This is a genomic window from Pseudomonas sp. 3MAES_34.3B (assembly GCF_058145875.1).
The window spans coordinates 3,282,306-3,296,222 of the sequence record NZ_CM176960.1; the positions used below are offsets into that span (position 1 = coordinate 3,282,306).

General features: G+C 62.5%; 7 protein-coding genes. 2 read left to right on the plus strand and 5 right to left on the minus strand.

Translation table 11 applies throughout. The features are described 5' to 3' along the window. Positions 1-247 precede the first annotated feature (247 nt). Complete coding sequence (gene acnB, locus AC3Z8Y_RS14415) at positions 248-2,848, plus strand: bifunctional aconitate hydratase 2/2-methylisocitrate dehydratase (protein ID WP_490090007.1); 2,601 nt, start codon at positions 248-250, stop codon at positions 2,846-2,848. Positions 2,849-2,935: 87 nt separating this feature from the next. On the opposite strand, the gene AC3Z8Y_RS14420 is transcribed toward acnB, so the two are convergent. After that, positions 2,936-5,587: a glycosyl hydrolase family 28-related protein gene (locus AC3Z8Y_RS14420; RefSeq protein ID WP_490086385.1), complete on the minus strand. Its 2,652-nt coding sequence runs from the start codon at positions 5,585-5,587 to the stop codon at positions 2,936-2,938. A 235-nt stretch (positions 5,588-5,822) separates the two neighbouring features. Here AC3Z8Y_RS14420 and AC3Z8Y_RS14425 point away from each other — a divergent pair, with 235 nt between their 5' ends. Next, on the plus strand, positions 5,823-6,815 hold the full coding sequence (locus AC3Z8Y_RS14425; RefSeq protein WP_490086386.1) for an aldo/keto reductase: 993 nt from the start codon (positions 5,823-5,825) through the stop codon (positions 6,813-6,815). Between the two features lie 48 nt (positions 6,816-6,863). On the opposite strand, the gene AC3Z8Y_RS14430 is transcribed toward AC3Z8Y_RS14425, so the two are convergent. The 4 genes from AC3Z8Y_RS14430 to AC3Z8Y_RS14445 form a co-directional block, all read right to left on the minus strand. Beyond that, complete coding sequence (locus AC3Z8Y_RS14430; protein ID WP_490086387.1) at positions 6,864-7,346, minus strand: hypothetical protein; 483 nt, start codon at positions 7,344-7,346, stop codon at positions 6,864-6,866. 112 nt (positions 7,347-7,458) lie between these two features. Further along, positions 7,459-7,968, minus strand: coding sequence for a hypothetical protein (locus AC3Z8Y_RS14435; RefSeq protein WP_490086388.1), 510 nt, complete (start codon positions 7,966-7,968; stop codon positions 7,459-7,461). Between the two features lie 95 nt (positions 7,969-8,063). Beyond that, positions 8,064-8,573 carry a hypothetical protein gene (locus AC3Z8Y_RS14440; RefSeq protein WP_490086389.1) on the minus strand — a complete coding sequence of 170 codons (510 nt, stop codon included), beginning with the start codon at positions 8,571-8,573 and terminating at the stop codon, positions 8,064-8,066. 125 nt (positions 8,574-8,698) lie between these two features. Next, positions 8,699-13,564 carry an NAD-glutamate dehydrogenase gene (locus AC3Z8Y_RS14445; protein WP_490086390.1) on the minus strand — a complete coding sequence of 1,622 codons (4,866 nt, stop codon included), beginning with the start codon at positions 13,562-13,564 and terminating at the stop codon, positions 8,699-8,701. Positions 13,565-13,917: the final 353 nt, after the last annotated feature.

Genomic DNA, 13,917 nt, shown 5'->3' on the forward strand with positions numbered 1-13,917 from the left:
ATCTGGAAGCTGTTTTCAAAGCGTCACGAGCACAGTCGATCCGTCAGAATGCAGTGGCACGGTTCCCCTCCTCACCGTGCCAGCCCTCATCCGCTCAGCATTCTGCCGGCGTAAAACTTTGAAAGCAGCTTCTGCCTGGCACTCATCGACACTCCGGTCAATCGGCTTCAAAAGCCGCATGGCCCCGGCGTGCGAGGGTGCCGCTGGATAAGCGTCCCACGCGGGACCACTGATGAGGGTAATAACTGTGCTTGAAGCCTACCGCAAACACTCCGAAGAGCGTGCCGCCCAGGGTATCGTGCCCCAGCCGCTGAACGCCGAACAAACCGCAGGCCTGGTCGAGCTGCTGAAGAACCCGCCCGCCGGCGAAGAAGCTTTCCTGGTAGACCTGATCACCAACCGCGTACCGCCGGGAGTGGACGAAGCCGCCTACGTGAAGGCCGGCTTCCTGTCCGCGCTGGCCAAAGGCGAAGCTTCCTCGCCGCTGATCGACAAGAAGCGCGCCACCGAACTGCTGGGCACCATGCAGGGCGGCTACAACATCCATACCCTGGTCGACCTGCTGGACGACGCCGAGCTGGGCAGCGTGGCTGCCGAACAACTCAAGCACACCCTGCTGATGTTCGACGCCTTCCACGACGTGGCCGAGAAAGCCAAGAACGGCAACGCCCACGCCAAGGCCGTGCTGCAATCCTGGGCCGACGGTGAGTGGTTCACCAAGCGCCCGGCCATCGCCGACAAGTACACCCTGACCGTGTTCAAGGTGCCTGGCGAAACCAACACCGACGACCTCTCCCCTGCCCCGGACGCCTGGTCGCGCCCTGACATCCCGCTGCACGCCCTGGCCATGCTGAAAATGGCCCGCGACGGCATCGTGCCCGAGCAGCAAGGCGCCATCGGCCCGCTCAAGCAGATCGAAGAAGTGAAAGCCAAGGGCTTCCCAGTTGCCTACGTGGGCGACGTGGTCGGTACGGGTTCTTCGCGTAAATCGGCCACCAACTCGGTGCTGTGGTTCTTCGGCGACGACATCCCCTACGTGCCGAACAAGCGCGCCGGTGGCTTCTGCTTCGGCACCAAGATCGCTCCGATCTTCTACAACACCATGGAAGACGCCGGCGCCCTCCCGATCGAGTTCGACGTGTCGAACCTGAACATGGGCGACGTGATCGACGTGTACCCGCACGCTGGCAAAGTGTGCAAGCACGGCACCGATGAGGTGCTGGCCACCTTCGAGCTGAAAACCCCTGTGCTGCTGGACGAAGTTCGCGCCGGCGGCCGTATTCCGCTGATCGTGGGCCGGGGCCTTACCGACAAGGCGCGCGCCGAGCTGGGCCTGCAAACGGCCAACCTGTTCAAGCTGCCGGAAGCCCCCGTCGACACCGGCAAGGGCTACACCCTGGCGCAGAAAATGGTCGGCAAAGCCTGTGGCGTCGAGGGCGTGCGCCCTGGCACCTACTGCGAACCAAGGATGACCACCGTCGGCTCCCAGGACACCACTGGCCCGATGACCCGCGATGAGCTCAAAGACCTCGCCTGCCTGGGCTTCTCCGCTGACCTGGTGATGCAGTCCTTCTGCCACACCGCGGCGTACCCCAAGCCGATCGACGTCACCACCCACCACACCCTGCCCGACTTCATCCGCACCCGCGGCGGCGTGTCGCTGCGCCCAGGCGACGGCATCATCCACAGCTGGCTGAACCGCATGCTGCTGCCGGACACCGTGGGCACCGGTGGTGACTCCCACACCCGCTTCCCGATCGGTATCTCCTTCCCGGCCGGTTCCGGCCTGGTCGCGTTCGCCGCTGCCACGGGTGTGATGCCGCTGGACATGCCGGAATCCGTACTGGTTCGCTTCAAGGGCAAGATGCAGCCTGGCATCACCCTGCGCGACCTGGTGCATGCGATTCCGTACTACGCCATCCAGAAGGGCCTGCTCACCGTCGAGAAGAAGGGCAAGAAGAACGCCTTCTCCGGCCGCATCCTGGAAATCGAAGGCCTGGACGACCTGACCGTCGAGCAGGCATTCGAGCTGTCCGATGCCTCGGCCGAGCGTTCCGCCGCCGGTTGCACCATCAAGCTGCCGGAAAAGGCCATCGCCGAGTACCTGCAGTCCAACATCACCCTGCTGCGCTGGATGATCAGCGAAGGCTACGGCGATGCCCGCACCCTGGAGCGCCGCGCTCAGGCGATGGAAGCCTGGATCGCCAACCCGGCGCTGCTGGCCGCCGATGCCGACGCCGAATACGCCGAAGTGATCGAGATCGACCTGTCCGAAGTGAAAGAGCCTGTGCTCTGCGCACCGAACGACCCGGACGACGCCCGCCTGCTGTCCACGGTGGCTGGCGAGAAGATCGACGAAGTGTTCATCGGCTCGTGCATGACCAACATCGGCCACTTCCGCGCTGCGGGCAAGTTGCTGGACAAGGTCAAGGGTGCCATCCCGACTCGCCTGTGGCTGTCGCCGCCCACCAAAATGGACGCGCACCAGCTTACCGAAGAAGGCTACTACGGCATCTACGGCAAGGCCGGCGCCCGTATGGAAATGCCAGGCTGCTCGCTGTGCATGGGTAACCAGGCACGCGTGGCCGCCAACTCCACGGTGGTCTCCACCTCCACCCGTAACTTCCCCAACCGCTTGGGCGATGGTGCCAACGTGTACCTGGCCTCTGCGGAACTGGCGGCAGTCGCGTCGATCATGGGCAAACTGCCTACGGTCGAGGAGTACATGCAGTACGCGCAGAACATCGACAGCATGGCTGCCGACGTTTACCGCTACCTGAGCTTCGACCAGATCGCCGATTTCCGTGATGCTGCGGAAAAGGCCAAGATCCCGGTCGTTCAGGCGTAAGGCTGTGAGCTGCAAGTTGTAAGCTTCACGCTGCAAGAAAAACCCGCCGTCACTGGCGGGTTTTTTATTGGCGAGGTTTCATCGTTCCTACGCGGCCAAAGCATCCCCTATAAGGATGAGGTCGGTATCTTGCACCGAAACGGGCGCAGCCTCAGACGCAAACACAAGATTCTGCGGGGCAAGGGTCTGGCGGAAATCCCCCGCCAGCGCCACTTCGAACCGGTGGCCTTCCTCGTCCGATTCCAAGGAACGCAGGTAGGTGCGGTCACTTGTTACGCTGTACGCAAGCTTCAGCGTGCCCGCCGTACCATCACCCAGCCCGGTAAACCCCAGTGCCGACACGTCTATGCGGTCGGCTGAGACGAGGAAGTCCTGGATCACGTCCACCCCGCTGTTGGTGCTGTCACTCACATGCTGGTAAAGAAAAGTATCAGCCCCGGCGTCGCCGGTAAGCAGGTCGCCACCGCCTTCACCCTGGATTACATCATCACCGGCGTCTGCATGGAGGTCGTCCCGCTGTGCGCTGCCGATCAACATATCGTCGAGCAGGGTGCCATAGCTGTAGGTCCTGGGTGAATCGGTAGCGCCTGTTTGCGGCGTTGACGGCGCCAGGATAAACGCATCGGCCAGTGACGAAACGAAGCCTGGATGCAGCCCATCCACAAAGGCATCCAGCAGGGTAATGACGAAACGGTTTCCCGCCGCATCGGCCTCGAGGGATTCGACCGTGGTACGGTCGGTTGCAGAGTCGTAGGTCACTTTGAGGCTACCGTCATGGCCATCCCCTATACGGGTAAAGCCCAAGGCGGAGACGTCAATCAGGTCAGCCTCCGTCATGCTGAGGTCAGCTACCATGTCGATGTGTTCGGTGTGGCTCGCCGTGTTGATGCCAGAGTCGGCCATACGCGTGTAGACCCATGTGTCCTGGCCGGCGCCGCCCGTCAGGCGATCTGCGCCACCATTACCCTCCAGGCGATCGTCACCCGCGCCGCCGGTCAGCGTGTCCTCGCCCCCGCGCCCCACCAGCAGCTCGCCGCTGGCGCGCGTGGCGATAAGCGTGTCAGGGCCGTTGGTGCCGTCCTGGCGGCCCACGAAGTCGGCGTCGGCCAGGCGGTCGCGGTAATCACCCGCGAGCGCCAGCTTGAACCGATAGCCATCGGCGTCGGCGTCCAGGCTTTGCAGGTAGGTGGTTTCGGTGCTGGTGTTGTACGTGAGTTGCACAGTGCCGTTGTGCCCATCGCCCAGCCCGTGCAAGCCCAGCGAAGCGAGGTCGAGGTAGTCTTGCCCAGGGGCGAAATCCAGGAGGCGATCATGCGCATCCCCTGTGCTGCTGGCGTAACTGTCTTGCCGACGGGCATACACAAACACATCGTCGCCCGCGCCGCCGGTGAGGCGGTCCGCGCCCTTGTCACCCTGGAGCACATCGTCGCTCTCTCCGCCATCGAGAGTGTCGCGGCCGGCGCCCGCCTTCAATACCTCGACTGCGGCGGTCCCGGTGAGATGGTCTGTGGCCTGCGTACCCACTAACGTGAAAGCGGGCAGCGAGGAGAACAGATTCAGATAAGCCTGGTCAGTCGCCAGATGCCCGCTACGCAAGTTGCTGAGGGTGTTACCCACCCCGGCGCGGTGAGGGGCTTCGCTGGCAGGTGCCTGGCGGTCGTCCAGCCCGTAGGTTGACTGCTCGCCGCCAACGATGGTGTTTCTGGCCAGGTCCAGCACGTTATCAGCGCTGTAAACCCGCCCTTGCGTGTTGGTATAGGTGCCTACCAGAACCTCCGCCGCCGGGCCAGCTTGCGCATTATCGTGTAGATAATTGCTGTACACCTTCTGCTCGTGCGTGCCCAGCAATGCGAGGCCCTGGCGGCCGTTGTCGTAAATCTCTACCTCACTGATGGTGCCGCCGCTGAACCCTTGGATACTGATGCCCGCACCACCATTGCCATACACCTTGCCCCCAACAATGCCTTCCTGCTGCCAGCGGGACCGCTCCGGGTCAGGCTGGTCAACCCCGGTTATCACCAGACCGCTGCCTGCATTGTCGTACGCATCGTTGCTGCCGAACGTGTACGCTTGCTCCCTGCGACCAGGCAGGCTCACGCTGGTGTAAGCAGCCGCCAACACATTGAAGCCATCGCCGCCGTTGCGATATGCCTGGTTGTCACGGAAGCTGATGGTGTCGTCGCGCACCTGCCTGGGCTGGAACTCGGTAGCAAAGCCATCGCCGTCGTTATCATGGGCCAGGCTGTCATTCACATTCATCGCGAACGTGAGCGCCTGAGCCCGCAGGCCGTCCCCACTCAGCTGCTGCAACTCGACGCCGGCGAGGGTCAGGCCAACGGTGTGCGCTGTATTGCCGGTGGCGCTGCCGGTCACAATACCGTCGACGGTGCCGCTGGTGTTGGCCTTGTTACCGTCAAGCGTAAGGTTGCGGATGGCGGCATCGAGCGTATTGGCATCGCTTACGGTATGGATCAGCCCCGCAATGTCATCGCTGGAACCATCGGCCAGCTTGAACGTGGCCAGGCCCATCCGCTCGCCATTGAGGCTTACATTACTCTTGAGGGTAAGGCAGCCTCCATCGCTGTTCGGCCCGCTGAGCATGTAGGTGCCCCCGGGCACATACACTTCGCCCCCGCCCGCCTTGGCGGCGGCATCGATCGCCTGTTGAATGGCCTGGGTATCGTCCGCGATGCCATCGCCTTTCGCGCCGTAATCGCGCACGTTGAAGAGTATTGCCATGACTGTTACCTCCGAGAGAATTACGGAGCCAGGCCGCAAGCTTCCAAAGGCAGGAGACGTGTGACTGCAACGAACTGAAGCACGCGCGACGCGGCTTGGAGGGGCACAGCCCCGAAAGGGGTACAAGGGAGCGTAGCTCATTCGGTACTTTTTATCGGCATGGCGTTGGACCGAGCCGGGCTAAGCCCACAGAACGGCTACGCTTAGTCGCTCATGATGAGAAAGGAGCATAGGGATGAAAACCAGAACACTGGGCCAAGGCCTGGAGGTATCAGCTATTGGCCTGGGCTGCATGGGCATGAGCTTCGCCTATGGCGGTGCGCCGGAAGCCGAGTCGATCAAGACCCTGCACCATGCATTGGAGTTGGGGGTGACCTTCTGGGACACCGCCGAGGTATACGGCCCCTTCGAGAACGAGGAGCTGCTGGGCAAGGCGCTGAAGGGCCGCCGCGATCAAGTTCAGGTCGCCACCAAGTTCGGCTTCAGGATTTCCGATCAGGGCGTTGGCCGCGAGCGCATTGCTGGCGTGGACAGCCGCCCGGAGCATATCCGCGAGGCGGTAGAAGGCTCGCTCAAGCGGCTAGGTATCGAAACCATCGACCTGCTGTACCAGCACCGGGTGGACCCGGCTGTGCCGATCGAGGATACGGTGGGTGCTATGGCGGAGCTGGTACACGCGGGCAAAGTTCGCTTCCTCGGCTTGTCGGAAGCTTCAGCCGCCACTCTGCGCAAAGCCCATGCGGTTCACCCAATCACGGCGCTGCAATCGGAGTATTCACTGTGGTACCGCGAAGCTGAGAAGGAAGTGCTGCCTACGTGCGCCGAACTGGGCGTGGGGTTTGTGCCCTACAGCCCGCTGGGCCGTGGGTTCCTTACCGGCAAGTTAAAGGTCGAGGAGTTGGACGAGAAAGACATGCGCCGCGGACTGCCGCGCTTCCAGGACGAAGCCCTGAAGCAGAACATGCGCTTGGTGGAAGCCTTGAATCAGCTGGCCGAACAGCGCGGCTGCACCGCGGCGCAGCTGGCCCTGGCCTGGCTGCTGGCACAAAAGCCGTGGATCGTGCCGATACCAGGGGCGCGGAAGATTCACCACCTGGCGGATAACGCCGGTGCCGCCAGCGTGGAGTTGGATAGCGCCGCGGAACAGGCCATCACCCAAGCCCTGCCAGCCGACGCCGTTGTAGGTGAGCGGTACGACGAAAAGAACCAGCGCATGACCAACCTGTAAAATGACCACTGGGCTGCGCTGTGAGTGTCGCAGCCCAGCGGCACTTACTTACAGGTAAGTCACGATGTGAGCACGGAAGCGAACGGTGTCTTTAGCTTCCACGTTCAGGTAACGCACTTGGCGGCCACCACCTGCGGGCTCGCTTTTGGAGCCCACACGGTAGCCTCTGTAGTCACGCAACACGAATTCGAAAGCGTCCGGTGTCCCCGGGTTACCTTCGAGGTCGACCCTCCACAAATCGTCCACCTCGGCTACCTGGTAGAATCCCAGATAGCCATTACGGCTCACGCCGACCTTCGCCCCGTCGTAGCCAGTTCCCGGTGCGGCGCTGATTTTGCAGTGAAGCACACCTCCCATTACTTCCAGGAAGTCGAATCGGAAGATCGGATGGGTCTGCTCCTGTTCGCTCTGGATCAGCCAGCCGTCTTCGGCTACTGCTGAGCGATCCGTACTATGGGCGACGGGCCGAAACCCCTCCCCGGCGTCCATTGAAAGTTTAGCAATCAAAGATTTTCCTGCGATTTCGGCCATGTGGCACTCCTTTGCGTCGCGGTGTCATTGGTAGCGCTTTCTTAGCGCCAGGCCAACATAAACGGCCCTCAAGAGCGGTCATAGTTGGAAATATGCCCACTGCGGGCCTTACTCAAAGCTCGGTAATGATCTCACCTCGGAAGTGGACGATATCGCCCGCCTCCACATTCAGAAAACGCACCTGCCTTGCACTTTGGGCAGGATGAAATGACGTCCAGAAGCCACCTTGCGGCTCAATCACCGAGCCCACCCGATAACCCCGATGGTCACGTAATACGAACTCGAAGGCGTCCGGGTCTACCTGGTTGCCTTCGAGTTCGATTTTCCAGAAATCGGACACCTCGGCGATCCGGTAGAACCCCAGATACCCGTTACGGCTGATACCCACCTTGGCGCCTTCATAGGCGGTGCCAGGCGCGGCGCTGATGGTGTAATGGAGCCGATTGCCCACCGCTTCGATGAAGTCGAAGCGGAAAACGGCGTCGTGCTGCTCCTGTTCGCTCTGGATCAGCCAGCCGTCCCCGGCTACGGAGGCGTCCTTGAGATAGCCTACCGGGAAGAACCCGTCCCCGGTGGTGCTCAGCAGCGTTGCAATGAAGGATTTTCCTGCGATATCGGCCATGTGGCACTCCTTGAATCAACGTTATCGGCAAGCGCCATCCTGGCGCCGCCGCAACCACCCAGCTGACGACAGGCGTCAATGCCGAGGGTCACTGATTAAAGCGTTTGGAGAATGCGCCCTGTGAAATGGACGATGTCGCCCTTTTCGACGTTGAGATAGCGCCGGACGGTGGTAAAGGAAGGGCCAGTGCCCGTGGGGTGTTCAGGCAGTGTGTAAGTTTCCTCCTCGCACGAGGAAGCCACCCGGTAGCCACGATGGTCACGCAGAAGGAATCGGAAGCTCTCGGGTTCACTCTGGTCTCCCTCCAGCTCGACCTTCCAGAAGTCGGACACCTCGGCAAACTTGTAAAACCCGAGGTAGCCGTTGCGGCTTACCCCAAGCTTGGCACCTTCATGGGCAGTACCAGCGGCGCCCTTCAGGATGTAGTGAAGGCGATCCCCTACCGCTTCGATAAAGTCGAAGTGGAACGCGACCGGCTTGTGGTGATCCTGATAAAGCCAGCCGTCATCCCCAAGTAGGGTAGGCCGGGAACATACCGGGTAGATGCCGCCCCCCGTAGTGCTCAGCAGCGTTGCAATGAAGGATTTTCCTGCGATATCCGCCATGTGGGCCTCCTGTGGCTCGCTTATGTTTATGTCAGCGCTTTCTCAAGCGCTGGCGGAACATAAGCGGCCCACATAAGGCTTCACAGCCGGAACCACGCCCTCCCCAAAGGAAGGGCCCGGCTCACTCAGGCCACGGCGTGAGACACCGCAGGGCTGAGCGCAAGGTCGGCGAGTTCGCGGTTGGCTACGGCATACATGGCGTAGTCGCTGCCGGTGGCCGCGCGCAGGTCCTCGAGGATCGCGCGCCAGCGCTCCACGTGCACCCGGTGCTGTTCAAGCCACAGGGATACCCTGGCGTCCACGTCCTCCGGTGCATCCTGCAGTTGCAGTACCGAGATGGTGATTGCCCGCTGTTGCAGGTCCAGATCATCGCGGAACGCTTCCCGGGCCAGCGCTTGCCAGTTGCTCTGCACCGGCAGGCTGCTGATCTGTTGCAGGTACCAGTTCAGGTCCAGCGCGCTGCCGCTGGCGAAGAACGCCTTGGCCACGCTGGCGGCACTTTGACCGGTGAGGTCCGAGGCCTCGATGATCGGCAGCAGGTTATAGAGGTACGTGGTGCCGGCCACCATACGCGCCAGCAACTCCGGCACGCCTGCCTCTACGTACGCCTGGTAGCGGGTTTCCCACTGGCGCTGGGTTGGCCCTTGCAGCAACTCGTTGAGCTTGAGGCCCAACGCGGTGATGTGCGGGCCGAAATGGGCCACGTCACGGCCGGCGTCCTGGTCGCTGCGGCGGTTGCGCAGGAACCAGCGCGTTGCCCGGCGCCCAAGGCGCATCAGCTCTTCCATGAGGCTGAGCTGGATATCGGCGGGCACCTGGTAGTCCAGCGCTTCGATCTGACGGAACCAGTGCGGCAAGTGGAAGATATCCCGCACCACCACATAGGCACCGGCCACATCCGCCGCGCTCATGCCCGTGGATTCCTTCAGCCGCTGCACGAAGGTGATGCCCATGTGGTTCACCAGGTCGTTGGCGATCTGGGTGCTCACGATTTCGCGCTTCAGGCGGTGGCGACGCATGGCCGGGCCGTACTTGGCCACCAGGCTGGGCGGGAATGCGGTTTCCATGTCCCGGGTGAGGTAGTCGTCATCCGGTACGCGGGAGTTGAGCAGGGTCTCCTTGAGGTCGATCTTGCTGTAGGAGATCAACACGCACAGCTCGGCGCGGGTCAGGCCCTGACCGGCCGCAGCGCGTTCGGCCAGCTGTTCTTCGTTGGGCAGGAACTCGATCGCCCGGTCCAGCTTGCCCCGGCTTTCAAGGTCGGTAATCAGCCGCTTGTACTCGGCCAACCGATCGTTGGCGCGGCGCGCGGCAATGGACAGCGCCTGGGTCTGCTTGTAGTTGTTGCCGAGCACCAGGTGCGCGACCTCGTCGGTCATGCTACCCAGCAGTTCGTTGCGCTGCTTCTCGGTAAGGTCGCCTGCGGCCACCGCCTCGTTGAGCAGGATCTTGATGTTCACTTCATGGTCGGAGCAGTCCACGCCGCCGGCATTGTCGATGAAGTCGGTGTTGGTGGCGCCGCCGTTGAGGCCGAACTCCACCCGGCCCAGCTGGGTCATGCCCAGGTTGCCGCCCTCGCCCACCACCTTGCAGCGAAGCTCGTCGCCGTTCACGCGCAGCGCATCGTTGGCCTTGTCGCCCACGTCGGCATGGCTTTCCTCGCTGGACTTCACATAGGTGCCGATACCGCCGTTCCACAGCAGGTCCACCGGGGCCTTGAGCAACGCATGCAATAGCTCGGTCGGGGTGAGGCGGTCGGCCTTGATGTCGAACCGGGCTTTCATTTCAGGGCTGATGGCAATGCTCTTGGCGCTGCGCTGGAAGATGCCACCACCGGCGGAAATCAACGATGCGTCATAGTCGCTCCAGGCCGAGCGTGGCAGGTTGAACAAGCGCTGGCGCTCTGCAAAGCTGCTGGCCGCATCCGGATTAGGGTCGATGAAAATGTGCAGGTGGTTGAAGGCAGCCACCAGCTGGAGCTTGTCGGACATCAGCAGGCCGTTGCCGAACACGTCACCGGCCATGTCGCCGATGCCGATCACGCTGATGTTGTCTTTCTGTACATCAATGCCGCGCTCACGGAAGTGGCGTTGAACGCCCACCCACGCGCCGCGGGCGGTGATGCCCATGCCTTTGTGGTCATAGCCGGCCGAACCCCCGGAAGCGAAGGCGTCGCCCAGCCAGAAGCCGTAGCTGATGGCGATGCCGTTGGCGATGTCGGAGAAGGTCGCGGTGCCTTTGTCCGCGGCCACTACCAGGTACGGGTCGTCGCTGTCGTGACGCACCACGTTGGCCGGCGGTACCACTTCACCTTCCTTGAGGTTATCGGTGATGTCGAGCAAGCCGGAAATGAAGATCCGGTAGCAGGCGATCGCCTCGTTCTGCACCTCATCGCGGCTGCCGCCCTGGGGCAGGCGGCGCGGAATGAACCCGCCCTTGGCGCCCAGTGGCACGATCACGGAGTTTTTCACCTGCTGCGCCTTCACCAGGCCCAGCACTTCGGTACGGTAGTCTTCTTCGCGGTCCGACCAGCGCAGCCCCCCGCGGGCCACGTTGCCGAAGCGCAGGTGCACCCCTTCCACACGCGGCGAATACACGAAGATCTCGAACTTGGGCACCGGCCGTGGCAGCTCGGGAATCAGCGCCGGGTTGAACTTGAAGCTGAAGTAGCGCTTGGGCTGGCCGTTGGCGTCGGGCTGATAGAAGTTGGTGCGCTGGGTGGCCTTGATCAGGTCCAGGTAGCGCCGCAGGATGCGGTCCTCGTTGAGCACCTGAACGTCGTCCAGGGCCGTGAGGATCGCCTGCTCCAAGCGCTGTTGCTTGTCGTCCAGGTCGTCGCCGGTCAGCTTGCGCGCCAGGTAGAAGCGCGTTTTGAACAGGCGGGTAAGCTCTCGGGCGATGTCCGTGTGGTTGTTCAGCGCAGCGGCGATGTAACCCAGGTCGAAGCCCAGGCGGATCTGCTTGAGGTAGCGCGCATAGGCACGCAGCAGCGCCACGTCTCGCCACGGCAGGCCAGCGGTAAGCACCAGCCGGTTGAAGGCATCGTTCTCGGCCTCACCGTTGACGATATGCACGAACGCATCCTGCAGGGTGTCGTTGAGCTGTTGCAGGTCCAGTTTCAGGCCTTCGGCATAAGTGAAGGCAAAATCGTGAATCCAGAACTCGCGGCCGTTGCGATTGCGCAGGCGGTAAGGGAACTCGCCCAGCACGCGCAGGCCGAGGTTTTCGAGGATCGGCAATACGTCCGAGAGCGCCAGCGGCACGTCGGCGTGGTACAGCTTGCAATGCAACTGGCGCTCGCCACCCTGGGCCAACGGCTGGTAGAAGCTCATTACCAGTGGCCGCGCGTCCGAAAGCGCCTGCAGGTGCTGCATGTCGACCACCGCCGAATGCGCGGCGAACCGCTCGCGATAGCCGGCCGGGAAGCCTTTCGGGAATTCGGCCAGCAGGTTGGTGCCCTGGGCCTCGCCGAAGTTTTCGATGGTGAGGGCGTGGTAGTCGTCCTGCCAGGAGCGGCAGGCTTGCACCACTTCGCGCTCCAGCTGCTGCGGGTCGATGTCCTGGCGGTTGGCGGGGTCTACCCGAAGAATCAGCTGTACCCGGGCCAGCACGGACTCGGAGAAGAACGTCCAGAATTCGCAGTCGCTCGCCTTGAGCCGATCCATCAAAACCTGCTGGATTTTCTGCCGCACTTCGGTCGAGTACACGTCACGCGGCACGTAGGCCAGGCAGTAGTAGAAACGCCCGTAGGGGTCCTTGCGCAGGAACACGCGAATTTTCGCGCGCTCCTGGATCTGCACGATGGACATCACTGTGTTGAACAGCTCATCCACGGGGGTCTGGAACAGGTCGTCACGGGGCAGCACCTCGACCACCTGAGCCAGTTCCTTGCCCAGGTGCGCGCGCATATCGAAGCCCGAGCGGCGTTCGATCTCGGCGACCTTGCTGCGCACGTATGGAATCTGCTGCACCGTAGTGGCGTACACCGCCGAGGTGTACAGGCCCATGAAGCGGCATTCCTTGATTACCCGGCCGGTCGCGTCGATCTGCCGGATGGACACGTAATCCGGGTAGGCCGGGCGGTGCACACGGCTGGGTTGCGCGGCCTTGGCGAAGGACAGCAACAGCGGTTCACGCAGGTACTTGACGGCAAAGTCCTCGATGCGCAGGTCTTCGGCGCTGAGGCCAGCGCGCAGAAGGCGCGGGAGGCCGAGGAAAGACTGCTCGTCGTACACCAGATGGGCGCCCTGGGCGTCTTCACGTACTTCGAATTCCTCGTAGCCCAGGAAGGTGAAGTTGTTGTCCACCAACCACTCGAGGAAAATCTTCACCTCGGCCTTTTCAGCGCCATCCACCGGCCAGGCGCTGTTGTCAACCAAGGCCAGCATGTCGTGGACCCGCGCCTTCATGGGTTCGAAATCGGCCACTGTGGCACGCACCTCGCCCAGCACCTCCAGCAGCGCCGCCGCCAGGCCAGCCAGCCCTGCAGCCGTGGCGCAGCGGTTGATCTCCAGGTACATCAGCGATTCCTGGGCAATGCCCTCGCCCTGGGTGTTCTTCGGCATCACTTCCAGCAATTCGCCGCCCGGCCCACGCCGTACGCTCAGCACGGCGGTTTGCAGGGTATGGATGCTATAGCCGCGGCGATTGAGCTCGGTGCGTACCGAGTCCACCAAAAATGGAAGATCCTGATGCAGCACTTCGACCACGCTATGGGTGGATTGCCAGCCATGGCGTTCGTAATCAGGGTTGTACACCCTCACCTGGGGCTGCGCGGGCTCGAACCGCTGCATCAGGCGCCAGGCCGAGAGGGTGCAGCCGGCGAGGTCGGACAGCCGCCGCTGGGTCAGCTCGTCAAGGGAAATGATGCCGAAGAACTGATCGGCGAACAGGGCTACTTGTGGCAGGGCCTGCTCGTCAACGTGCTGGGCCAGGACCGCCTGCAGTTGATGCTGGAAGTCGGCTTTGCTGGCCGCGGTGAAAAACGCCATCTGTGGTACTCCGCTCGGGCTTTGTATTTGGTGGAAGCGTAGCGTGTATCCCTTGCCGGGCCGGTGGATGACCGCACGCCGTGCAAGAGTGATGAAGCTTTTGGGTCACGACAGTGGAGGTTGGTTCAGCATTCAGCGCCAGTGTCATGGACAGTTCAGCTTAGCGACACATCCCCTGGGACATCTTGCCACAGGGCGACATATTCGGTCAGCCTCGGGTTGCACCTGGCGCAACCCGCCTCGAGTTGCAAGGGACAAGCTGCAAGCGGCATGCGGGAACATGCCCCACCGCGTACCACAGTGCACTATGGCGGCGCGCGGAAAGCTTTCGCAGAGCTACGACATGCGCTGAA